Annotated in this window: 19 protein-coding genes; 6 read left to right on the forward strand and 13 right to left on the reverse strand. The window is 75.0% G+C overall.

All coding sequences use genetic code 11. The annotated features are described in order from the left end of the window. Positions 1-6 precede the first annotated feature (6 nt). Genes hmgA through M0638_RS12925 form a run of 4 tightly spaced genes read right to left on the reverse strand, consistent with a single transcriptional unit; the run spans position 7 to position 4,297 of the window. Complete coding sequence (gene hmgA / locus M0638_RS12910) at positions 7-1,350, reverse strand: homogentisate 1,2-dioxygenase (protein ID WP_248667408.1); 1,344 nt, start codon at positions 1,348-1,350, stop codon at positions 7-9. A 34-nt stretch (positions 1,351-1,384) separates the two neighbouring features. Beyond that, on the reverse strand, positions 1,385-2,365 hold the full coding sequence (locus M0638_RS12915) for an MBL fold metallo-hydrolase (protein WP_248667409.1): 981 nt from the start codon (positions 2,363-2,365) through the stop codon (positions 1,385-1,387). 19 nt (positions 2,366-2,384) lie between these two features. Continuing rightward, positions 2,385-2,612 carry a DUF2783 domain-containing protein gene (locus M0638_RS12920; RefSeq protein ID WP_248667410.1) on the reverse strand — a complete coding sequence of 76 codons (228 nt, stop codon included), beginning with the start codon at positions 2,610-2,612 and terminating at the stop codon, positions 2,385-2,387. 14 nt (positions 2,613-2,626) lie between these two features. Next, complete coding sequence (locus tag M0638_RS12925; protein ID WP_248667411.1) at positions 2,627-4,297, reverse strand: FAD-dependent oxidoreductase; 1,671 nt, start codon at positions 4,295-4,297, stop codon at positions 2,627-2,629. Positions 4,298-4,421: 124 nt separating this feature from the next. Here M0638_RS12925 and M0638_RS12930 point away from each other — a divergent pair, with 124 nt between their 5' ends. Next, positions 4,422-4,928, forward strand: coding sequence for a MarR family winged helix-turn-helix transcriptional regulator (locus M0638_RS12930; RefSeq protein ID WP_248667412.1), 507 nt, complete (start codon positions 4,422-4,424; stop codon positions 4,926-4,928). Between the two features lie 45 nt (positions 4,929-4,973). On the opposite strand, the gene M0638_RS12935 is transcribed toward M0638_RS12930, so the two are convergent. From M0638_RS12935 to M0638_RS12950, 4 genes are all read right to left on the reverse strand, one after another. After that, positions 4,974-5,195 carry a hypothetical protein gene (locus M0638_RS12935; RefSeq protein ID WP_248667413.1) on the reverse strand — a complete coding sequence of 74 codons (222 nt, stop codon included), beginning with the start codon at positions 5,193-5,195 and terminating at the stop codon, positions 4,974-4,976. Between the two features lie 74 nt (positions 5,196-5,269). After that, complete coding sequence (locus tag M0638_RS12940) at positions 5,270-6,715, reverse strand: amidase (protein ID WP_248667414.1); 1,446 nt, start codon at positions 6,713-6,715, stop codon at positions 5,270-5,272. Between the two features lie 98 nt (positions 6,716-6,813). Then, complete coding sequence (locus M0638_RS12945) at positions 6,814-7,143, reverse strand: hypothetical protein (RefSeq protein WP_248667415.1); 330 nt, start codon at positions 7,141-7,143, stop codon at positions 6,814-6,816. Positions 7,144-7,251: 108 nt separating this feature from the next. Further along, on the reverse strand, positions 7,252-9,291 hold the full coding sequence (locus M0638_RS12950; RefSeq protein ID WP_248667416.1) for a primary-amine oxidase: 2,040 nt from the start codon (positions 9,289-9,291) through the stop codon (positions 7,252-7,254). 250 nt (positions 9,292-9,541) lie between these two features. Here M0638_RS12950 and M0638_RS12955 point away from each other — a divergent pair, with 250 nt between their 5' ends. Further along, on the forward strand, positions 9,542-10,603 hold the full coding sequence (locus M0638_RS12955; RefSeq protein ID WP_248667417.1) for an AraC family transcriptional regulator ligand-binding domain-containing protein: 1,062 nt from the start codon (positions 9,542-9,544) through the stop codon (positions 10,601-10,603). Between the two features lie 239 nt (positions 10,604-10,842). Beyond that, the gene (locus M0638_RS12960) at positions 10,843-11,739 is read left to right on the forward strand and encodes a PCC domain-containing protein (protein ID WP_248667418.1); all 897 of its coding nucleotides are present in this window, start codon (positions 10,843-10,845) and stop codon (positions 11,737-11,739) included. Positions 11,740-11,934: 195 nt separating this feature from the next. Here M0638_RS12960 and M0638_RS12965 read toward each other — a convergent pair whose 3' ends face one another. Both M0638_RS12965 and M0638_RS12970 read right to left on the reverse strand, forming a co-directional pair. Further along, positions 11,935-13,242, reverse strand: a complete 1,308-nt coding sequence (locus tag M0638_RS12965; RefSeq protein WP_248667419.1) for an MFS transporter — start codon at positions 13,240-13,242, stop codon at positions 11,935-11,937. A gap of 166 nt (positions 13,243-13,408) precedes the next feature. Next, complete coding sequence (locus tag M0638_RS12970; RefSeq protein ID WP_456316035.1) at positions 13,409-14,656, reverse strand: fumarylacetoacetate hydrolase family protein; 1,248 nt, start codon at positions 14,654-14,656, stop codon at positions 13,409-13,411. 300 nt (positions 14,657-14,956) lie between these two features. Between M0638_RS12970 and M0638_RS12975 the strand changes: the two genes are divergently transcribed. After that, positions 14,957-16,015, forward strand: coding sequence for a glycosyltransferase family 4 protein (locus M0638_RS12975; protein ID WP_248667420.1), 1,059 nt, complete (start codon positions 14,957-14,959; stop codon positions 16,013-16,015). Here the strand turns inward: M0638_RS12975 and M0638_RS12980 are convergent. Beyond that, positions 15,996-16,667 (reverse strand): YjbF family lipoprotein, encoded by a 672-nt coding sequence (locus tag M0638_RS12980; RefSeq protein ID WP_248667421.1) that lies wholly within the window; start codon positions 16,665-16,667, stop codon positions 15,996-15,998. The two genes, M0638_RS12975 and M0638_RS12980, sit on opposite strands and share 20 nt — an antisense overlap. A gap of 118 nt (positions 16,668-16,785) precedes the next feature. Next, the gene (locus M0638_RS12985; protein WP_248667422.1) at positions 16,786-17,964 is read right to left on the reverse strand and encodes a glycosyltransferase family 2 protein; all 1,179 of its coding nucleotides are present in this window, start codon (positions 17,962-17,964) and stop codon (positions 16,786-16,788) included. Between the two features lie 406 nt (positions 17,965-18,370). On the opposite strand from M0638_RS12985, the gene M0638_RS12990 reads away from it, so the two are divergent. Next, positions 18,371-19,783, forward strand: coding sequence for a cytochrome P450 (locus tag M0638_RS12990; RefSeq protein ID WP_248667423.1), 1,413 nt, complete (start codon positions 18,371-18,373; stop codon positions 19,781-19,783). A gap of 89 nt (positions 19,784-19,872) precedes the next feature. Then, complete coding sequence (locus M0638_RS12995) at positions 19,873-20,811, forward strand: class I SAM-dependent methyltransferase (protein WP_248667424.1); 939 nt, start codon at positions 19,873-19,875, stop codon at positions 20,809-20,811. 34 nt (positions 20,812-20,845) lie between these two features. Here the strand turns inward: M0638_RS12995 and M0638_RS13000 are convergent, their stop codons facing one another. Then, complete coding sequence (locus tag M0638_RS13000; protein ID WP_248667425.1) at positions 20,846-22,873, reverse strand: Rieske 2Fe-2S domain-containing protein; 2,028 nt, start codon at positions 22,871-22,873, stop codon at positions 20,846-20,848. Between the last annotated feature and the right edge of the window lie 81 nt (positions 22,874-22,954).

Here is a 22,954-nt window from a genome sequence, read left to right on the forward strand (position 1 = left end):
CCGGTCTCAGGCCTGGCGCGGGTCGAAGTGGCGGTGCAGGCCGAGCCCGTAATCGGGATAGTCCTGCTGGAACTGCGGCACCTCGGCGGCGAAGCGGGTGACGCACTGCGGGAAGCGGGTCTCGAACATGAAGGCCAGCGTCCCCTCCAGCTTGTGCGGCGCGAGTGCCGCGCTGCTCGCCGCCTCGAAGGCGCTCATGTCCGGCCCGTGCGGCAGCATGGTGTTGTGCAGCGAGAAGCCGCCCGGCTCGAAGCCGCCGCCGGTCTTGGCGTCGTACACGCCCTCGACGAGGCCCATGAACTCGCTCATCACGTTCATGTGGTACCAGGGCGGCCGGAAGGTGTTCTCGGCGACCATCCAGCGGTCGGGGAAGATCACGAAGTCGATGTTGGCGGTGCCGGGCGTCTCGGAGGGCGAGGTAAGCACGGTGAAGATCGACGGGTCGGCATGGTCGAACAGCACCGGGCCGACCGGCGAGTAGCGGCGCAGGTCGTACTTGTAGGGCGCGTAGTTGCCGTGCCAGGCCACCACGTCCAGCGGCGAGCGCGCGAGCGCCGTGCGCCAGAGCGAGCCGCCCCACTTCACGGTTAGCGTCGAGGGCGCCTCGCGGTCCTCGTAGGCCGCCTGCGGGGTGAGGAAGTCGCGCGGGTTGGCGAGGCAGTTGGCGCCGATCGGCCCGCGCTCCGGCAGGGTGAAGGCGCCGCCATAATTCTCGCAGAGATAGCCGCGGGCCCCGGCCGTGCCGTCGGCCAGCTCGACGCGCAGCTTCACGCCGCGCGGGATCACGGCGATCTCGGTCGGCGCGATGTCGATGATGCCGAACTCGGTCCAGAGCCGCAGCGAGCCCTGCTGCGGCACGAACAGCATCTCGGCGTCGGCGTTGTAGAAGTACTCGTCCCGCATGGAGCGGGTGACGAGGTAGACATGCGCCGCCAGCCCGGCCTGCGCGGCGGCGTCGCCGGCGGTGGTGATGGTGCGGATGCCCTCCAGGAAGGAGGTGGGCGCCTCCGGCAGCGGGATCGGGTCCCAGCGCAGCGGCGCCGGGGGCAGCTCCACCTCGGCGCAGGGCGCGGTGCGCCAGAGGCCGGCATCGACCTTCTCGAACTTCCCCCAGTGCGCCACGGTCGGGCGGATGCGGTAGAGCCAGCTCCGCTCGTTGCTCGCGCGCGGCGCGGTGAAGGGCGAACCGCTGAGCTGCTCGGCGTAGAGCCCGTAGGCGCAGCGCTGCGGCGAGTTGCGGCCGATCGGCAGCGCACCGGGCAGCGCCTCGGTCTCGAAGCCGTTGCCGAAGCCGGACATGTAGCCGGGCGCGTTCGCCGTGACGGCGCCGGGACGAAGCAGAACGTTCATCCTGTCAATTCCCCTTTCTAACGCTCGATCTCGCCTAACGCTCGATCTCGGCGGACTTCATCGCGGCGCCGTGCTCCAGCGCCTTCCACATCTCGACGTCGCGCTCGGCGGTCCAGATGCGCGGGTGGTCGAGGCCCTTGGCCTCGTCGTAGGCGCGGGAGACGTCGAAGGGCATGCAGTGCTCGAAGATCACCCAGTGCCCGTATTTCGGCCGCATCGCCGCCATCGCCGCGTCGTAGACCTGCTTCAGCGAATGCCCGGCGGCCACGCCGCGCTTCGCGATCGCGAACAGGTCCGACGTGAAGTCGGCGGTCCCCTGCAAGCCTTCCTCGATCTGCGCCGGCGTGGTCAGCGAGGCGCCGCGCCCCGGGACCAGCGCCACCGGCTTCAGCGCCCGGATCGCCTCCAGCGTGCCCGGCCAGTCGGCGAAATGCGCGTCGCCGCAATAGGGGGTGGCGCCGTACTCCACGCAGTCGCCGGAGAACAGCACGCGCTCCTGCGGCAGCCAGACCACCGTGTCGCCGGCGGTGTGGGAGCGGCCGATCTGGATGATCTGCACCTCCCGCTTGCCCAGCCACAGCGTCATCTTCTTGTGGAACACGATGTCGGGCCAGGTGAGGCCGGGGATGCTCTCCTTGCCGCGGAACAGGCGCGGGAAGCGGCCGATCTCGCTGTCCATGTCCTGCCGGCCGCGCTCGACGATCAGGTCGCGCGTGACGTCGGAGGCGATGATCTCGGCCCCGTGGTAGCCGGAGGCGCCGAGCACGCGCACCGCGTGGTAGTGGCTCAGCACCACGTGCCGCACCGGCTTGTCGGTGACGGTGCGGATGCGCGCGATCACGTCCTCGGCCATGCGCGGCGTCGCCTGCGCGTCGACCACGAGCACGCTGTCGTCGCCGATCACGATGCCGGAATTCGGGTCGCCCTCCGCGGTGTAGCCGTAGAGGCCGGGGCCCAGCTCGTCGAAGGAGATCTTCTTCTCGGCGAGGTCGTTGGTGCTGGCGAAGCCGGACATTTCTCTATCTCTCCTGGGATCAGGCGCGGGCCGCGAGGATCGCGTCCTGCCCGGCCGGGACGATGCCCTCGCGCGCCTTCGCCATGGCCTGGCGCAGCACCTCGGGGTCGCCGATGTGGTTCGAGAGCAGCAGGATCAGCTTGGCGTCCACCAGCCGGCTCTGCGCCGGCAGCAGGTCCTGGTGGATGGCGAGCAGCGCCTCGTAGAAATCGTCGGGCGCGGCGATGTTGGGCTCGGTGTTGAGCATGGCGCTTCCTCCCCTCACGCCCGTTTCCCGGTGGCGCGTTCCAGCGCCGCCCGCACCGCCGCCGGGTCGAACCGGCGCCAGCGGGCGCAGACATGCTGGTCCGGCCGCAGCAGGTAGGTGGTGCCGGGGCGGGCATCGTAGCGTTGCCGCGCCAGCCCGTCCGCGTCCTCCAGGACCGTGACGGTCCCGGGCACGCCTTCGTGCGGGCCGCCCGCCGCGGCGCCCGGCGGCACCACCAGCACCGCCCGCACCGGCAGCGGCAGGTCCCCGGGTGCCGGCGGCGAGGCCGCGTCGTCCGAGAAGTGCAGCAGGGTGAACGCGTTCCCCAGATACCGCAGCAGCCAGTCCGCCCCACCCGCCGCGCGCACCGGCGCGTCGAGGGCCGGCGCGCCCGGCACCATCGCCCCCGCGAACGCCTCGGCATCCGGCGTGTTCAGCGGCGACGCCGCGTAGGTGCTGGGCAGCGACAGCCGGCCGCTGTTGACGAGGCGCCGGGCGAAGGCGCAGTCGCGCGCCAGGGCCAGGGTGGCGTCGCGGAAGGCGCGGCTGGCCTCGTTCTTCGGCGTGATGAAGTCGGTGGAACGCGTCGAGTTCAGGATGTTCTCGTCCGCCGCCGCCACGCGCTCCGCGTCGTAGCTGTCGAGCAGGCTGTCGGGCGCCGCGCCGCGCAGCACCAGGGCCAGCTTCCAGGCCAGGTTCTCCGCGTCCTGCACGCCGCTGTTGGCGCCGCGCGCGCCGAAGGGCGAGACGCCGTGCGCGGAATCGCCGGCGAACAGCACCCGCCCGTGCCGGAAGCGCTCCATGCGCAGGCAGGAGAAGGTGTAGATGCTGACCCATTCCAGCTCGAAGGGCACGTCCGGGCCGAGCAGGGCGCGCACGCGCGGGATCACCTTGTCCGGCTGCCGCTCCGCCACCGGGTCCGCGTCCCAGCCGAGCTGGAAGTCGATGCGCCACACGCCGTCCGGCTGCTGGTGCAGTAGCACGGACTGGTTCCGGTGGAAGGGCGGGTCGAACCAGAACCAGCGCTCGGCCGGGAAGTCCGCCTCCATGCGGACATCGGCGATCAGGAAGCGGTCGCGGAAGGTGCGGCCCCGGCTCTCCAGCCCCAGCGCCCTGCGGATCGGGCTGCGGGAGCCGTCGGCCGCCACGAGGTAGTCGGCCAGCAGCCGGTACTCGCCCTCCGGCGTCTCGACGGTCAGCGTCACGCCGTCATCGGCCTGCGCCACCGCCGTCACCCGGCTGCGCCAGCGGATCTCGATCTCCGGCAGCGCCTGCGCCCGATCCAGCAGGAAGCCTTCCAGGTAGTACTGCTGGAGGTTGACGAAGGCCGGGCGCTGATGGCCGCCCTCGGGCAGCAGGTTGAAGCCGTAGACCGGCTCCTCGCGGTGGAAGACGCGGCCGAGGTTCCAGGTGACGCCCTTCTCCACCATGCGCTCGCCGCAGCCGAGCCGGTCGAACACCTCCAGCGTGCGCTTGGCGAAGCAGATGGCGCGCGAGCCGTGCGACAGCGCCTCGTCGTCGTCGAGCAGCAGCACGCGCTGGCCCTGCTGCGCGAGGTCGATCGCGGTGGCGAGCCCGACCGGCCCGGCGCCGACCACGATCACGGGATGGCGCGCCGGCACGGCAGCCGACTGGTCCGCGCAGCGGCGATAGTCGAAGCGGAGTGCCTGGTAGTCCACCTGCATGGGCGCGCTTCCCTCCTCCTCCCGGCCGTCGGTGCACGGGGTTCACCCCGTGGCGATCGTCTCAGCCGAGATGTTATGATCTACGGCAATATCATCTCATCTGCGACGATACAAGGGTCTTCCGATGCCGAGCCTGCCGGGCTGCGCCGCCACCCCGCTCTGCCAGGACTGCACCACGCTGCGCCTGGCGGACTTCCTGCCCTACCGGCTCTCGGTGGTGACGGAGAGCGTCAGCCGCGCCTTCGCCGACCGTTACGAGGCGGAATTCGGCCTCGGCATCCCGGAATGGCGGGTGATGGCGGTGCTGGGCGAGGGCGAGCCGCTCTCCACCCAGTCGGTGATCGTGCGGACCGAGATGGACCGGGTGAAGGTCAGCCGCGCGGTGATCCGGCTGGTGGACAAGGGGCTGGTGTCGCGCTCGGCGCATCCGGAGGACCAGCGGGCGCACATGCTGGCGCTCTCGCCGGCGGGCGAGGCGCTGTACCGGCGCATCGTGCCGCGCGCCTGCGGCCTCCAGGCCGCGCTGGCCGAGACGCTGAGCGAGGCGGAGCTGGCGGCGCTGGACCGGATCCTGACCAAGCTGCACCGGCGTGCCGCCCGGCTGCTGGGCCGCGAGGACGAGGGAGGCTGAGGCCGGCGCCCCCCGGATCACCCCGCCGGCCGGGCCGCGCCGGGCTCAGGCGCCGTCGTCCTCGGCATCGTCGAGGCGGTGCGCGGCGTCGAACCAGGCACCGGCCGGGCTGGGGCCGCTGCCGAGCAGGACGACTCCGTCAGGCGCGGGCGCGGTGATGGTGTAGCGGCGATGGCCGCGCCGGATGGCGGCCGCGCCGGGATGGAGGGCGACGACGCGGGCCTGCGGCGTGTGGCGCGGCGGTACGGGCAGGGCGTCGGGGAGCATGGCGTGGCCATCCTGGCAGGGCGGCGATGCCGCCAGGATCGGCGCAAGCGGTTGACCGAGGGTGAAGCGGCCGCTCAGCCCGCCAGCAGCGGCGGCAGGCGCGACAGCACGTCCCCGGCCACCTGCTCGTAGGCATGCGCGAGCTGGAGCACGGCGAGATCCTGCCGGGCGCGGCCGACGAGCTGGATGCCCGAGGGCAGGCCGGCAGGACCGAAGCCGGCCGGCACGGCGACGACGGGCAGACCCGCCAGGCTCGGGCCCGCCACGACCTCCATCCAGCGGTGGTAGCTGTCCATGGCCACCCCCGCCACCTCGGCCGGCCAGTGCAGCGCGGCGTCGAAGGGAAAGACCTGCGCGCTCGGCAGGGCGAGGAAGTCGTGGTGCCGCAGGGCGTCGCGGAAGGCGCGGTACACGGCCGAGCGGCGCGCCGAGGCCTCGAACAGATCCGCCGCCGAGCGCCGCAGCCCGCCCTCGATCTCCCAGACCGCCTCGGGCTTGAGCCGCGCCCGCGCCGCCGGGTCGGCGTACAGGCCGCGCAGGCTGCCCGCCATGAAGCCCTGGCGCAGCGCCACGAAGCTGTCCCAGATGACGTCGCGGCCGATGCCGAGGCGCGCCTCCTCGATCGTGCAGCCCGCCGCCTCCAGCCGGCGCAGCCCGCCGAGGCAGAGGTCGAGCATGCCCGTCTCCATCGGGATGCCGCCCAGGTCGCCGAGCCAGCCGATCCGAACGCCCCGCATGTCGCGCCCGAGCGGCGCCGCGAATTGCCGCCCGTCGCCGTCGAGCGACAGCGGCGTGCGGTCGTCGTAGCCGGCCATCACGGAGAGGAGCAGGGCGAGGTCGCCGACGCGGCGTGCCATCGGCCCGTCATAGCCCATGTTCTGCATGAACAGCTCGGGCAGCGGGCCGTGCGGCACGCGCCCCGCGCTCGGGCGGAAGCCGAACACGTTGTTCCACCCCGCCGGGTTGCGCAGCGAGCCGGCGAAGTCGCTGCCGTCGGCCACGGGCACGAGGCGCATGGCGAGCGCCGCCGCCGCGCCGCCGCTGCTGCCGCCGGCGGTGCGGGACGGGTCGTAGGCGTTGCCGGTGGTGCCGAAGACGGCGTTGTAGGTCTGCGAGCCGAGCCCGAATTCGGGCGTGTTGGTCTTGCCGACGAGGATGGCGCCGGCGGCGCGCAGACGCTCGACGAAGACCGCGTCCGCCGCCGGCACGTCGTCCGCGAAGAGGGGCGAGCCGCGCGTGGTGCGCAGCCCGCGCGTCTCGGCGAGGTCCTTCACGGCGTGCGGCAGGCCGTGCATCCAGCCCCGGTCCTCGCCGCGCGCCAGCGCCGCGTCGGCCTCCCCGGCCTCGGCCAGCAGCGCCTCGCGCGGACGCAGGGAGACGATGGCGTTCACCGCCGGGTTCAACCGCTCGATGTGGTCGAGATAGGTCGCCATGACCTCCCGGCAGGAGACCTCGCGCCGGTGGATCCGCGCGGAGAGCTCGCTGGCGTCCAGCATGACGAGGGCGGGTGGGACGGCCATGGATGCGGTTCTCGCGGTCGGGTTGCGGGGCGGCCGCCTCGGCGCACCCGGCAGGGGGAGCGGGGATGGGGCGCGGGGATGGGGCGCCGGCGGGCGTATCAGGGCGTGGCGCCGTGGCCAAGCAGGCCGCAGATCGGCAGGGGCGGCAGCGCCGCCGCGTCCGCCCAGGGGAGCGGCGGACGGAACGGCCGGGGGAGCAGGGACGGCAGGGCGGCGAGCGCCAGGACGAGGACGGCCAGCGCGCCGGGCCCGGCGCGGCGACCGGCGGCCGCCCGGCCGGGCCTCCACCCGAGCGTCGGCCGTTCGCGCGGCGGGCAGCCGGCGGCGCGATGCCGGCCGCAGCCCGGCGGCGCCGGGCGGGCACGGCGGGCGGCAGGCGCGACCAGCCCGGTGGCGGCCGCCAGCAGGGCGAACAGGCAGCAGAGCATGCGTCGTGGTCCAGGCCAGAGGAGCGGGAGTCGGAGCGGGAGCCGGAGACGGGTCCGGGCGATCGGCGGCGGGGCACGGCGGCCAGGCGGGCCGCCGCGCCGGCCGGGTCAGCCGCCGTGGCAGCAGCCGCCACCCCCGCCGCCGGACGCCGCGCCCGTCGCTCCCCCGGGCGCTCCCCCGGGCGCCGCGCGGTTGTCCACGCTGTGCGCGTTGCGGCCGGCCGGCACGTCGTTGGCCGCGTTGGCGTCGAAGAAATTGTTCGGCTTCAGCGTGAAGCCGGCATACTCCACCGGCATGACCGGGAAGTCCTCGGGCTTGCAGACATGGGTGTGGCCGAAGCTGTGCCACAGCACGATGTCGGCGTTCTCGACCGGCCGCCGCTGCCGCACGTAGCGCGGCAGCCCGTCGTCGCCGGCATGGACGTTGGGGTAGTCGCCGCTCGCGTACTTCTCCGCCGGGTCGTAGGGCGTCACCCAGACGTGCCGCGTGGCGAAGCCGCCGCGGCGGCGGACGAAGCTGCCCTCCTGCGCCAGCATCAGCGGGCTCGGCATGCCGACCAGCTTGTAGCCGGTGGGGTTGCCCACGTGGTTGCGCGCGTTCGGGTTGATCACCTTCCAGAAGCGGCCGCTCGGCCCGTCCAGGAGGCCGGCGGTGTCGTCCTCGTGCGCCAGGGTGCGGCTGCGCAGGTCGAAGACGTTGCCGTACGGGTTGTCCGGCCCGAAGGGACGGGGCGCGAATTCGTGCTCGGTGACCGAATTGCCGCCCAGCTCCCCGTCCAGATCCATGTGCAGGCGGGCGTTGAAGAAGTGCTGGTGCGTCGGCCCGCCCAGGTTCTCGTCCACCATGCCGCCCCATTTGTAGGTCTGGCCGGGCGCCACGCCGGCGGTCTGGATGATGCCGGTGAGCTTCGCCTCGAGCTGGATCGTGCCGTCCTGGTAGAGGTACCAGAAGAAGCCGTAGTCGTAGTTGCCGACCGTCGCGAAGAAGCTGATGACCAGGCGGCGGGAGCGGCGCACCTCGAACAGCCCGTTGCGGAACTCGTAGTGCTTCCAGAGGATGCCGTAATCCTCCTCGTGCATGCAGACCGCGTTCTTCATGACGATGGCGTTGCCCAGCGCGTCGGCGGCCGGCACGTCGAAGTAGTGGATGTGGCCGAGGCAGTCGCAGCCCAGCTCCAGCGTGTTGGCCAGCGTGCCGAGACCGTACTCGCCGGCGTCGAAGGCGCTCTTCCAGTAGTGCGTGTTCGAGGGGTCGGCGTAGGGCACCACCATCTCGGTCACGCTGGCGCGGTGGATGATCGAGCGGCGACGCCCGCCGTCCCGGTAGCCGAGCCGGTGCAGCACCAGCCCCTCGCGCGGCGTGAAGCCGACGCGGAAATCCCATTTCTGCCAGGCGACGTGCCAGCCATCGACGGTGAAGCTCGGCCCTTCCGGCTGCACGATGTCGAGCGGCTTCAGGTCGGTGCGCGGCGGCGGCAGATCGGAAGGGGCGTAGCCGCGCCGCTTGCGCGGGACGGGGACGATCTCCGGATCGTCCACCAGGTCCACCACGCGGTTCTCGATCAGGTCCACCACCGCCACCACGCCCTCGATCGGGTGCGCGTAGGCGTTGTCCTGCGGATCCTCGCGCAGGAAGCTGATGGCGCGCAGGATGCGGCGGCCGCGCTCGAATTCGTTGTCGAAGAAGCCGGAGGAGAAGGGGTCGATCTGCGCCAGCTCCATCTCCGCCTCGGTGATGCCGCGCCGGCGCAGCGCGGCGCGCCAACCCGGATCGGCCTTGACGATCCGCTCGCAGCGCAGGAACTCCTCGATCGTCACGGCCGGCTGGCCGTAGGGCGCCTCCCGGTTCGGCAGCAGCCGGCTGTCGGCGACCCGGCCCGCGCCGAGATCGACCACGTGCTCGTGCACGGCGCCCGTCCGCCCGTCCAGCACGACCAGGAAGGCGAGGCGCGGCAGCGCCGCGCCGGCGGCATGGGCGCGCAGCGCCGCCTTGTCCGGCTCCTCCAGCCGCACCATCGGGAAGCGGCAATGCGCCGTCAGGCCGAGCTGCTCGCGGGCGATGGCGCAGGCCGACGCGATCTCCGCCTCGGTCAGCGGGTCGAGCGGGTGGCGGACCTCGGTCCGGGGCGGGGCGGAGACGGTCGGCATCGGTCTCTCCATCGTCGGGGAAGGCGCCCGGGGCGGGGCGCCGGGCGGCGGCGGGCGGGCACCCGGCGGTTCGGGAAGGCGACGCCGCGTCTGGGGAGCGACCCCCCGCGCCGGCGCCCTGCGTCGTGGCGGCAGTTTCCGGCGGAAGGCCGCCGGCACGCATCGGCGGAAGGCGCCAAAGACTCGATATTCCGCGCCACGCCGCTTATTCCTGGCGCATCGGGCGGGGGCAGGCGCCATGGATGCCGGCGTGTCGGGCAGGAGGCAGAGGCCGGAGCCGACGATCAGGGCCTCCATCCTGCTGCCGGTGCTGCGGGTGGTGGACGGGCTGGGCGGGGAGACGGAGGCGCTGCTCACCCGGCAGCGCCTGCGGCGCGCCGACCTGCAGGACCCCTATGCCACCGTCCCGCTGCGCCGCTACGTCGCCCTGCTGGAGGAAGCCGCGGCGCATCTGGGCAACCCGGCGCTCGGCCTGCGCATCGGCGCCCTGCTGCGGCCGGCCGATCTCGGCCCGGCGGGGCTGCTCTTCTCGCTCGCCCCGACCCTGCGGCTGGGCTTCGCCCAGCTCGGCCGCTACCTCGGCACGCTCCAGGGCGGGACCGCGATCGCGCTCGACGAGCGGCCCGGCCGGGCCGCCTTCGCCTACCGCATGGAGGACCCGTCCATCTGGCCCCGCGCGCAGGACAGCGAGCTGACCCTGGCGGCGATGTGCGGCCTGGTGCGCAGCCGGCTCGGCTCCGGCTGGGCACCGATCGAGGTGCACTTCGACCATCACGGCGACCCGCGCCGGCCCGCCCTGCGGCAGGCCTTCCAGGCCCCCGTCCTGTTCCGCCAGCCGGTGACGCAGCTCCTGATCGCCCCCGGGGAGCTGGACCTGCCGCGGCGGGCGCGGGATGTCGACGTGCTGCCGGTGCTCGAGCGGCACGCGCAGGATCTGCTGGCGCGGGAGGCGCCGGTGCCGGATCGGCCGCCCGACCGCCTGTCGGACCAGGTGCGGCGGCTCATCGCGCTGCGGATCGCCCGAGGGGAGGCAGGCGGGGAGACGGGCGGGGCGCTGGGCGTCGCCGCCGTCGCGGCCGGGCTCGGCCTCTCGGCGCGCACGCTGCAGCGCGGGCTGGCGGCGGAGGGGACCACGCTGCGCGACCTGCTGCGCGCGCACCGGCAGCACCTCGCCGGGGCGCGGCTGCAGGCGGGCGGCGAGACGATGGCGCAGATCGCCCGCGCCCTGGGCTATTCCGACGCGACCGTGTTCTGGCGCGCCTTCAGGACCTGGAACGGCACGGCGCCGAGCGCCGCGCGGCGCCGACGTTGAGCAAGGGGACGTTGAGCAAGGGGGCGTTGAGCAAGGGGCGCGGCTTCCGCGGCGCGGCCCCACGGGCACGCCGCCGGCACGGCTTGCCTGCCCCGGGGCGGACGCCCATCCTCCCGCCGGGTGGGGCGCCATGGCGGAAGGAACGCGGCATGGCGGGAGGAAACGGGACGCTCCGCACCGCCCGCCACGGCGGCGATCCCGCCCGCCCACGCGCCGGCCGGCCGCCGAGGGAACGCCCCATGGAACAGGAAGCGGCGGGGCGGCGACCCTCGGGGCACCCGCCGCGGCAACCCGTGCGCCAGCCCGGCCCGGCCGCGCGGGTGCGGGTGGAGAGCGCGGCCGGCCGCCTGCGCACCGCACGCTTCCTCGCCGCCCCCGGACCGACGCTGGTCGGCGCCATGGCGGGCCCGCTCGCGGCGGCCGGGATACGCGGCGGCGCGGTGGACCTCGCCGGCCTCCGCCTGCGGCCCTTCGCCTACGTCATGCCCGCCCCCTCCCCCGATGCGCATCACGCCGCCTACTACAGCGAGACCTTCCGGGTGGCGGACGGGGTGACGGTCGAGCAGGGCACCGCGACCTTCGGCAGCCGCGACGGCGCGCCGTTCCTCCACGCCCATGCCCTCTGGCGCGACGCCGCCGGCCGCGCCGGGGCCGGCCACATCCTGCCGCTCGACACCGGCCTGGCCGCGCCCGGCACGGTGTCGGCCTGGGGCGTCGCGGAGGCCGGGATGCGCGCCCTGCCCGATCCGGAGACGAATTTCACCCTGTTCCACCCCGTGCCGGACGGCGACGCCGCGACGGAGGGCGACGGCGTCCTCGGGCGGCTGCGCCCCGGCGTGGACCTGGTGGAGGGAATCGAGGCGCTGTGCCGCCGGCACGGCGCGGCGCGGGCCACGGTGCGCAGCGGCATCGGCAGCCTCGTCGGGGCCGCGTTCGAGGATGGCCGGCGCGTGGAGACGGTCCCGACCGAATTCCTCGTCCGCCACGGCCGGGTCGCGCCCGACGGGCGGGGCGCGCCGCGCGCGGCCATCGAGATCGTGCTGGTGGACGAGGCCGGCGGCATCCATGCCGGGCGGCCGCTGCGCGGCGGCAACCCGGTGCTGATCTGCGCCGAGATCGTGCTGACGCTCGGCTGAGAGTTCGCGAAAGAATGCCCGTCAGCGTTGAAACCGGCCGAAAAGGACGCGTCTTTCCGACGGGCCTTCTGTCGCAGGTTCGATTTCTTCACACACTCTGACGCCCGCGGCGGGACGGCACCGGCCCGCGCTGCCGCCGGATCGCGTCGGGGCGCGGGCGCCCTGCCGGAAACGCCCGGCCCGCGCCGGCCGGCGTCACAGCCGCGTCCCGGTGGGCACCGCCGGCAGCAGCAGGAACAGCGCGACGCCGATCAGCGTGGCGGCCGCCAGGAACAGGATCGCCGCGCCGACGCCGCTCGCCGCCGCCACCGGGCCCGAGAGCGGCTGCAGCACCGCCGTGCCCAGGAAGTTGACGATGTTGATCGCCGACAGGGCCCGCCCGGTGAGCGCCACCGGCACCGCCGCGCGCGCCAGCGCGAACAGCAGCGAGGTGACGCCGAGCGACAGGCCGAACAGCACCAGCATCGTGGAATCCCACCAGGCCGGCAGCATCTCGACACCGGCCAGGCGCGACAGCGGCCCGCCCGGCCCGCCGCACACCATCAGCACCGCCAGCAGCGCCGCCAGCGCGTGGCCGCCCGCCGCGGTGTAGCGGCGCCGCCCCAGGCGCCGGTCCAGCACGCCCGTCAGCAGCGGCCCGCACACCAGGGCGACGGTGGTGGCGAGCAGGACGTTGCCGGCCTCCAGCCGCGTCAGCCCCTTCACCTCCATCAGCCACGGCCCGCCCCAGAGGCCGCGCAGGCCGATCTGGAGCGCGTAGGAGCCGAAGGCCAGCGCCGCGAGGCCGCGCAGGGAGGGCGAGACCATGAGCTGCAGCGTCTCGCGCACCTCCCGCGCCATGCCGCGCGACGGCGCCTGCGTGGCCCCGGGCGCCTTCGGCGGCAGGCGCGGCACCAGCAGCGCGATCAGGGCCAGCGCCGCCAGACCGAGCCCCACGCCCGCCCAGTAGCCGGCGCGCCAGCCGGCGGCCTCCACCAGCCAGGCCATCGGGCTCGCGGAGAGCAGCATCCCGCAATTGCCCACCGCCAGCACGATGCCCGACCAGAGGCCGAGCTGGCGCGGCGCCACGGTGCGCGCGGCCAGCGTCATCGGCGTCACCAGCACGCCCGAGCAGCCGGTGCCCAGCACCACCTGCGCCAGCAGCATGCTCCACGGCCCCGTCGCCAGCGCCGCCAGCGCCGCGCCCAGCGTGATGATCGCCACCAGCCCGAGGCCGACGCGGCGCACGCCGTAGCGGTCCAGCGCCACCCCGGCCGGCAGCGAGGCCAGGGCGAAGGCCAGCGGGAACACGCCGACGATCGCTGCCAGCCCCTGCTGCGTCACGCCGAGGTCGCGCGCCAGCACGTCGGCCGCGATCGCCGGCATGGTGCGCACGGCGTTGGACAGGACGTGGCCGAGCGTCAGGGCGAGCAGCGGCAGCACGAAGCGGCCGTCCCCGGGCCCGGTCGCCCCGCGCGGGGCCGCGCCGCCCGCCGCATTCCCGGTCGCATCCGTACCCGGCATCGCATGTCCCGACATCGGGCGGCCGATACGCCCGCCCTCGCCGCCCGGCAACCCGCCCCCGGGCATGCCACCCACGCCCGGCGCGGCGGGCAGGGCGCGCGGATGGGGCTCGCGCCGTGACCGGGCCCCGGCGAGCCTCCCGACGAGGCCCGCCCCATCACGGCGTTCAGCCCGGCGGCCGGGGCCCGCCCGCGCCGAGCAGGCCGCGCGCCGCCAGGTTGCGCATCAGCCAACCCGTCCCGTGTACCCAGGGCGGGCAGTCCTGCGTGTGCCGCACCCGGTTCACCAGCCGCCCGAGCCTCGGGCTGGCGATGGTCACGAGGTCGCCCACCGCGTGGGTGAAGCCCTGGCCCGGCCCGTAGCGGTCCTGCGTCGGGGCGAACATGGTGCCGAGGAACAGCACCGCCCCGTCCGGGTACTGGTGGTGCGGGTTCACCGCCTGCGCCACCAGGTCGGCCGGGTCGCGGCTGATCTCGGCGAGCGAGGAATGCCCGTCCAGCACGAAGCCGTCCTCGCCCTCCACCCGCAGCGTCACCTCGGCGCGGCGCACGTCGTCCATGCCGAATTCCGCGTCGAACAGGCGCAGGAAGGGGCCGAGCGCGCAGCTCGCGTTGTTGTCCTTGGCCTTGCTCAGCAGCAGCGCCGAGCGCCCCTCGAAGTCGCGCAGGTTGACGTCGTTGCCGAGCATCGCCCCCACCGCGCGACCGGCGGCGGAAAGGGCGAGCACCACCTCCGGCTCCGGGTTGTTCCAGCCGGAATCGGGCCGCACGCCGATGTCGGCGCCGGTGCCCACCGCCGCCATGGGCTGCGCCTTGGTGAAGATCTCGGCGTCCGGCCCGATGCCGACCTCGAGGTACTGGCTCCACAGCCCCTGCGCGACCAGCAGCTCCTTCACCCGCGCCGCCTCCGGCGAGCCCGGCCGCAGCGCCCGCAGGCTGCCGCCGATCGCCTCGGCGATCTGCCCGCGTATGGCCAGCGCCGCCTCCAGCGCCCCCTTGGCCCGCTCCTCGATCACCCGCTCCAGCATGGAGGCGACGAAGGTCACGCCGGCGGCCTTGATCGCCTGCAGGTCGACCGGCGCCAGCAGCCAGGGCAGGGCCGGGTCGCGCGCGTCGGGCGGCGTGTTGGCGAGCACCGCGCCCGCCGTCCCGACGGCCGGCCCCTCGGCCCGCCGCAGCGCGGCGGCGGGGTCCGGCGCCTCGCACAGGTCGCGCATCGTGGGAAAGGCGGCGGAGACGTCGATCAGCGTCCCGCCGCGCAGCGCCACCACGGCCGGACCGCCCGCCGCGGGCAGCCAGACCCGCCCGGCGAGCGTCGCCGACGCCGCGTCCTCGGGCAGCGCCGCCGGGGAGAGGCCCGGCATGGCGGCGCGCGCGGGGCCGCCGCCCGTCTCCTGGGGTCGTCCCTCCCGCATTGTCCTTCTCCCCTGCCCCGGCGTCGCGGAAGCGCCGCCTCCTCCCGCCGGGACCGGACCGGCGGCGGGTGGCGGTCCGCCGCGGCGGATCGGCGGCCTCGCCGCGATGTCCGAGCGTGCCGCCGCGGACCGGCCCCGGGCAACCGGTTTCCGCCGGCCCGGCCGGGCACCCCGAGGGCGGCGCGCCGCCGCCCCGCGCCGCAGGCGGCGGGGCCGGGCGGCGAGGCCCCCGCCATGTGCCCAGCCATGTGCCCGGCACGGCTTGCCGCCCCCGCCGTGCCGGGGCATAGGCCGCCGGCCATGACCGCGGCCGCCCTCACCTCGCACCTCGCCTTCGCCTTCTGCATGGCGCTGCTCTCGGCCGGCGTGGTGCGGCTGATGATCCGCTTTCCCATCCTGGACCACCCGAACGCGCGCTCGGCGCATGCGCGGCCGACGCCGCGCGGCGGCGGCGTCGGCGTGGTGGCGGCCTTCCTGGCCGGCACGCTGGTGCAGTACGGGCTGGCCGAGAACGCCCGCCTCGCCGACCCGCAATTCGTCGGCGTGATCCTGGCCGCCTTCGCCATGGCCGGCGTGGCGCTGGTGGACGACGCCAAGAACGTCCGCTTCACCGTCAAGCTCGCCACGCAGTGCGCGGCGGCGCTGGTGGCGGTCGCGAGCGGCCTCTACCTGCGCCGCGTGGCGCTGCCCTGGGTGGGCGTGGTGGAGCTCGGGCTGCTCGGGCCGCTGCTGACCCTGTTCTGGATCGTCGCCTGCACCAATGCCGTGAACTTCATGGACGGGCTGGACGGCCTCGTCGGCGGCACGCTGCTGGTGGCCTGCGGCATCCTCAGCATCGTCGCCGCCACGCAGGGGGGCTGGTACGTCTACGCCGCCTCGCTGCTGCTGGCGGCGGGGCTGGCCGGCTTCCTGCCCTTCAACCTGCCGCCCGCGCGCATCTTCATGGGCGACGTGGGCAGCCAGTTCCTGGGCTTCGTCCTCGCCGTGCTGGCCGTCGCCGCCGCGCGCTTCGACATGAACCAGGTGAGCTTCCTGATCGTGCCGCTGCTGCTGTTCGGGCTGCTGTTCGACGCGGGCTTCACCCTGGTCCGCCGCGCGCTGATGGGCGAGCGCGTCTCGCAGCCGCACCGCACGCACCTCTACCAGATGGCGCAGCGTTCGGGCATGCCGACCGCCGCCGTGGCCGGGGCGCACTGGCTGTTCGCGCTGTCCAACGGCGGGCTGGCGCTGCTCTTCCCGCTGCTCGCCCCTTCGGCCAAGCCGCTGGTGGTGCTGCCGGCGCTGCTGGTGCAGCTCGGCTGGCTGGCGCTGGTGCTGGCCCGGATGCGGCGCGCCGGGCTCAGCTGGCGGGCGCGTTGAGCACGTCGATGCGCAGCGGGCCCGCCCGGGCGCCGACCCACTGCTCGGAGCGGAACACGGCGCCGGTGACGGGATCCGCCCAGTAGCGGTTGGTGAAGCGGCCGAGGCTGGCCGAACGGCAGCGCTCCTCCACCAGCACGGCCCGCTCCCCGTCCTCCTCCACCCGGGCGGCGGCGAGGCGGCATTCCACCGTCAGGCCGAAGCGCATCGAGGACGGCTCGCGGTCGGCACCCATCAGGTCCACCTGCCGGCGCAGCGCCGTCTCCCGCCCCACCAGCTCCAGCGGCGCCTCCAGCGGGTCGGGGCCGTCGAGCCGCGTGCCGGCCAGGATGTCGGACAGGCCCGCCGTCGCCACCACGCGCGGGCCGGCGGTGGCCACCACCACCCCGTCCAGCGTGCGCCACAGGCGCTGCTCGCCGTTCTGCTCCAGCAGGGTGGCGACGGCGTCGCGGCTGCCGTAGCCGAGGCGCAGCGCCGGGCCCTCCGCCGCGGCCGCGGCGTCGTCGGCCCGGATCGTGGTCCGGTCCGCGCCCCCGAACGAGGGGAGCGCGAAGGCCTCGCGCAGCAGGTCGCCGGCCGGCGTCTCGCCGCAGGCGGCGACGAGAAGGACCCACGGGAAGGCCAGGACGAGAATGGTGACGCGCGCGAGCATCGCGCCAGGATGCCCCACCCTCGGGTTGCGGTCGATTGGTGGGCAGAACGTCCCCCGGCGCGGCCCGGCCGGCGCCGCGCGATGGCGCGGGAGAGGCCCGGCTCGCCCGCGCCCGCCTTCAGCGCCAGGGCGCCGGCCGCTCCAGCACCTCGGTGAGGTCCGGCGCGCGCAGGCGGTAGCGGAAGCCGGCCCAGCGCAGGGTGCGGCCGCACCCGCCCGCGATCGCCAGCCCCGCATGCAGCGGCACCGCGAGCGGCAGCAGCCAGCGGTCCCGCCGCAGCGACCGCACGGCCAGGGCGGCGGCCTCCCCGGGCAGCACGCGCCGGGCGATGGCGAGCCGCAGCGAGGCCCGCCCCTGCTGCAGCGCCAGCCCCGCGCCGAGCGCCGCCAGCGGCAGCGACTCGCCCGCCAGCGCCCCCGGCAGCGCCGCCGCCGCGCCGAGCACGGGCGGCACCAGCGCGGCCATGGCCAGCCACCAGTGGCGCGGCGCGTGGACCCGCAGGATCAGGTACTGCCGGCGGCCATAGGCGAGCAGCCCGCGCCAGCCGAACCGGGCCGGCCCCGGCAGCAGCACGAAGAGCGGCGCGTGGATGCGGCAGCCGGCGGCGCGGGCGGCGCGGGTGAGCATCAGGTCGTCCGAGACGGTGCCGGCCCAGGCGCGCGGCAGGTCCATCCGCTCCAGCGCCGGGCGCGCGAGGGCGGTCGAGCCGCCCCAGCACAGGTTCCAGCGGTGGAAGCGCGCCAGCGTCGCCACCGAGGCGCCGATCAGCCCGGCGAGGCGCGACGGCAGGGCGTCGTCCGCCGGCAGGGTCCAGAAGTAGCCGCTCGCCGCCTCCGCCCGGCCGAGCAGCACGGGGCGCAGGAGCTGCGCCAGCCAGTCCGGCGGCGGCGCGGTGTCGGCGTCGGCGAAGACGACGAAGGCGTCGGCGGGCTCCAGCACCGGCAGCGCGGCGAGCAGGTTGTGGACCTTCTGGCCACGACCCGCGGCCGGTCCGGCGGTGACGCGGCGCACCGGCACGGGCGCCGCGCGGGTGGCGGCGTCGATCGCGGCGGCGGCGGGGTCGGATTCGGATTCGACGGCGAGGATCAGGCGGTAGGGCACGCCGCGCTGCGCCAGCGCGCCGCGCAGGAAGGCGTCGAGGCCGGGGCCGGCGCCGCGCACCGGGACGATCAGCGCCACCCGGCCGGCGGCGGGCGCCGGGGCGAGCGGGCGGCGGACGCGCCAGAGGTAGAGGGCGGTGCCGAGCGTCGCGAGCAGGGAGACGAGCAGCCAGGCGGCGAGGAGGGCCTGCGTCACGCGCGGGGCGGGGGGCTTCGCCCCCTGCGACCCCCACCAAGGGGCGCCGCCCCTTGGATCCCCGCCAAGGGGCGAAGCCCCCTTGGATCCCCCTTTCCGGGAGAGACGGCCGGGCTGCTGCAACACCGCGTGCCAAAACGAGCAGAGGTCCAGGAGGGCCTCGCCCTCCTGGCGGATGGGGTCCGGGGAAGGCGGAGCCTGCCCCATGCATCCCTCCGGGCGGAATGGATTTGACAAAGGCGCGGCCCGCTCAGCCTTGCGCCACCCGCTTCCGCCAAAGGCCCCCGCCCTCGTGCCATGCCGGGCGGCAGTGTAGGGTGCCGCCTTCGCACACGCCACTGCCGGGGCCGCCTTCCGCCGCATGCTCGCCGAGCCCGAAGCGCCAGCCTCGATATCCCCCGCCCCGATGCCGGAAGTGCCCGACCGCCCGCCCTCGGCGCTGCGGGCCGTCTGGCAGGCGCGGCGGGACCTGCTGCCGCTCTTCCCGCGCGCCGCCTACCGGCACGAGGTGATGACCTTCCGCGCGCTGCGCCGCCGCCTGCTGGTGGTGAACGAGCCGGAGACGGTGCGCGAGGTCTTCGTGCTGCGGCACGACGTCTACGGCCGCAAGAGCCGCTTCATGGAACGGGCGCTGGCGCCGGTGATCGGCGACAGCCTGTTCATCAACCACGGCCCGGCCTGGGCGGCGCGGCGGGCGGCCATCGCGCCGCTGTTCCATCCCTCGCGGCTGGGCGATTTCCACGGGCTGTTCGTGCAAGCGGCGGCGGAGCTGGCCGACTCGCTCGCGCGCACAGGCGGCGCGGTGCCGGTGGACATGGCGGCGGCGCTGGCGCGGGCCACGGCGCGGGTGGTGATGCTGGCGGTGTTCGGGCCGGGCGTGCCCGAGGAAGCGACGGCGGAGCTGGCGGCCGCCTTCACCGACTACCAGGACGCGGTGGAGAGCCTGGACCTCGCCTATCTCGCCGGGCTGCCGGGCTGGCTCTCGGGCGGCCAGGGGCGGCGGGCGCGGGGCGCGGCCACGCGCATCCGGGCGCTGATCGAGCGGCTGGTGGCGGCGGCACGGCCCGGCGACGGCGGGCTGCTGGCGACGATCCGGGAGTCGCTGGCCGGCGCGAAGGCGTCTGATACGGCCGGCGCGGCGGCGCCTTATACGGCCAGCGCGAAGGCGCCTTATACGGCCGGCGCGGCGGCGCTCGGCGCGGCCGGCGAGGCGGCGGTGCTGGTCAACGAGATCGGCATGCTGCTGCTGGCCGGCAGCGAGACGGCGGCCAACGCGCTGGGCTGGACGCTGCTGCTGCTCGCGCGCGACCCGGCGGCGCTGCGGGGATGCCGCGAGGAGATGGCGGCGGTGCTGGGCGAGGGCGCGCCGGGGGCCGAGGCGCTGACGGCGCTGGTCCTCACCCGGGCCGCGATGCAGGAGGCGATGCGCCTGTATCCGCCGGTGGCGATCCTCTCGCGCCAGGCGGCGCGGGCGGACCGCATCCGGCGCTGGGAGATCGCGCCGGGCGACACGGTGATGGCGATCCCCTGGCTGCTGCACCGGCACGAGGCACTGTGGGAGCGCCCGCACCACTTCCTGCCGGAACGCTTCCTGCCCGAGGCGGCGAAACGCCACCGGCGCTTCGCCTACATCCCGTTCGGCCTGGGCCCGCGCGTCTGCGCCGGCGCCGCCTTCGGCATGGCGGAGATGACGGTGCTGCTGGCCGTGCTGCTGCGCCGCTTCGACTTCGCCGTGGCGCCGGGGCATGTGCCGATGCCGCGCCTGCGCCTGACGCTGCGCCCGGCCGGCGGCCTGCCCATGCTGGCGACGCCGCGTTGAGCGGGGCGCCGGGCGACACGTCGGACGCCGCCGGTGCGGCGGCGATGGCCGGAACGGCCGCAGCGGCCGCAGCGGCCGAGACGGTGGCCATGGACCGGCCGGAGGCGCCGCCGCCCTGCCCCGTCACCGGTCGGCCGGCGGTGCGGCGCATCCAGACCGTCTCGGCGAAGCTGCTGCGCGGGCTGTGGCGCGCGAGCTTCGGGGTGGAGGCCGGGCCGTCGCTGGCCGAGGGGCGCTACGGGCTGTGGGAATCCCCCTGCGGCCTCGCCTTCTTCCACCCGATGCGGCCGGGCGACGGCGCCTTCTACGGCGCCTTCTACGGCAGCCGCGGCTTCGCCGCGCAGCTCGACCGGGAGGCGGCGACGCGCGAGGACTACCGCGCCGGGGCGCGGCAGGTGCGGCCGGGCGACCGGGTGCTCGACGTGGGCTGCGGCCTCGGCAATTTCGCGGCGCACGTGCCGGGCGCCGACTGGCACGGGCTGGACGCGCACGCGGCGCGCTTCGCCGGCAACCCGCGCATCCTGGCCGAGACGCCGGCCGCGCACGCGGCGCGGCTGGGCGCCGTGTACGACGTGGTCTGCGCCTTCCAGGTGATCGAGCACGTGGCCGGGCCGGCGGCGCTGGTGGCGGACATGCTGCGCTGCCTGCGCCCGGGCGGGCTGCTGCTGCTGGCGGCGCCGGGCTGGCCCTCGCCGGTGACGCGGCTGCCGAATTTCGTGCTGAACGCGCCGCCGCACCATCTGAGCTGGTGGAGCGCGCCGGCCTTCGCGGTGCTGTGCGAACGCTTCGGGCTGGAGGTGGTCGAGAACCGGGCACTGCCGCCCTCGCCGGCCTACGGCCTCGCGCTCTGGATGGCGCGGCTCTCGCCGGTCAAGGCGCGGGAGCGGCATTTCCGGCCGCTCTGGCGCTGGCATGCGAGCCTGGGCCTGGCCTGGCTCGGCGCGCGGCTGGCCCATGCGCTGCGCGGCCTGCCGCCGGGGGCGGAGCCGGTCGAGGTGTTCCTGGCGGCCCGCAAGCCGCCGGGCTGACGGCGGCCCGCACGGCCCGCGGCGCCCGCCCGGATCAGGCGTCGAGCACCAGCGTCTGCCCCGCCCGGCCGCGCGAGCAGCAGACGGTGATGCGGGAATTCGTCACCTTCTCCGCCTCGTTCAGGAACAGGTCGCGGTGGTCCACCTCGCCGCTCACCACGCGGGTGACGCAGGTGCCGCAGACGCCCTGCTCGCAGGAGATCGGGATCTCCACGCCGCGCTCGGCCAGCACCTGGGCGATGCTGCGCTCGGAGGGCACCTCGGCGGTGACGCCGCTGCGCGCCGCGACCACCGTGAAGGGCTCGCCCTTGCGGTCCACGTCGGCGGTGAAACGCTCGCGGTGCACGCGTGCCGGGTCCCAGCCGAGGCGCGCGGCGGCGTCCGCCACCGCGTCCTGCAGCCGCGACGGGCCGCAGACATAGACATGCGTGCCGGGCGGTGCCGCGGCCAGCGTCGCCAGCGCGTCGAAGCGGTGCGGGTTCTCGCCGCTGGCGAGGTGGACGTGCAGGTTGGCGGCGAGCGGCCCGCTCTCCAGCGTCTCCAGGAAGGGCGCGGTGGCGCGGCCGTGGGCGCTGTAGTGCAGCGCGAACTCGCCGCCCGCGCGGTGCAGGGCGAGCGCCATCGGGATCACCGGCGTGACGCCGATGCCGCCCGCCACCAGCAGGGTGAAGGGGGCTGCCATCTCCAGCGCGAAGTTGGAGCGCGGCGCGGTGATGCGCACGCGGCGGCCTTCCTTGAACGCGTCGTGGATGGTGGCCGAGCCGCCGCGCGAGGCGGCCTCCAGCAGCACGGCGATGCGGTAGCGCCGGCGGTCCTCCGGGTCGCCGCAGAGCGAGTACTGGCGCACGATGCCGGTCGCGACGTGGACGTCGATATGGGCGCCGGGCGCGAAGGGCGGCAGCTCGCCGCCGTCCGGCGCCACGAGGTCGAGCGCCACCACGCGCTCCGCCTCGCGCACCACGCGGTCCACGACGACGGGCATGGTGCCGGGCGCGCCGGGGCCGCGCAGCATCTCGCCGGGGCGGGTGGGCGGCGGCGCCGGCGGCTCGGGGCGACGGATCTCGTCCTCGCCGTTCTGCCGCAGCAGGTCGAGCAGCCGGTTGCGCATGATCATGCCCGGCCGGTCGGAGACCATGTGGCTCTCGATCTTGCGGCCGATGTCGATCGTCGCGTCGTAGTCGGTGCTCTCCAGGATCTCCTTGTCCTCGATGGTGATCTTGAGGTCCCACTCGATCAGCTTGGCGGTGGAGCAGTCCGCCTCGGTGTCGTTGCGGTAGAGGAGCTGGACGAGCTGGATGGTCCCGTCGTCGATCGGCGTCGCGCAATTGATGATGATATGGCGGATGCCGCTCGGGTACTCCATGTCCATCCGCCGGCAGAAGGGAAGATACCAGTGGTTCTCCATCTTGCGCACCGTGGTCGGGTTGGTGTCGCCCGTCACCTCGTGCGCCTCGGGCGGGTTGAGGATCTCGACCGAGGAGGCGGCGTAGAAGCCGTAGTCGGTCTCGACGATCTCGTAGCGCTTCGGCTTGGGCTGCGTCGCGTCGCCGAAGGTGTTCTTGTGCACGAAGGAGAAGTGCGCGTTGTCGAAGGAGTTCTCCATCATGCGCAGCGGCGCGGTCTTCCAGGTCTCGTAGAACTGGAAGATGCGGCGGAAGCCCGGGTCGCGGTCCTCGGGGATGTCGAACAGGTCCTCGATCGGCTCCTCGAGCGCGACCCACACGTAGCCGTAGCGGGCCATGCACCAGTAGCTGTCCACGCCGAGGTCGGGCAGCGGCGTGCTCTCGTCGTATTGCGGGATGCGCACCAGCTTCCCCGTGCCGTCGTACTCCCAGCCATGGTAGCCGCAGACGAGGTTCCCGCCCTGGCACCAGCCCTTGGACAGCTTCGCGGTGCGGTGGCAGCAGCGGTCGCGCAGCGCGCGCGGCTCGCCCTGCCCGTCGAGGAACAGCACGATGTCCTCGCCCATCAGCCGGAACGGCTTCGGACCGCCCTCCAGCTCGTGGACCGGCATGATGGCGTACCAGAACCGGCGGAACAGCCTCTGCTGGGTGGTGAGCATCGTTGTTTCCCTCACGAACCGGATTGCGGGCCGGCGGTGGGCGGTGGGCGAGCAAGCGGCGCGCCAGACCGGCGGCGCGCC

Source organism: Roseomonas acroporae (assembly GCF_023223525.1).
Taxonomy (GTDB): Bacteria; Pseudomonadota; Alphaproteobacteria; order Acetobacterales; family Acetobacteraceae; genus Roseomonas_E; species Roseomonas_E acroporae.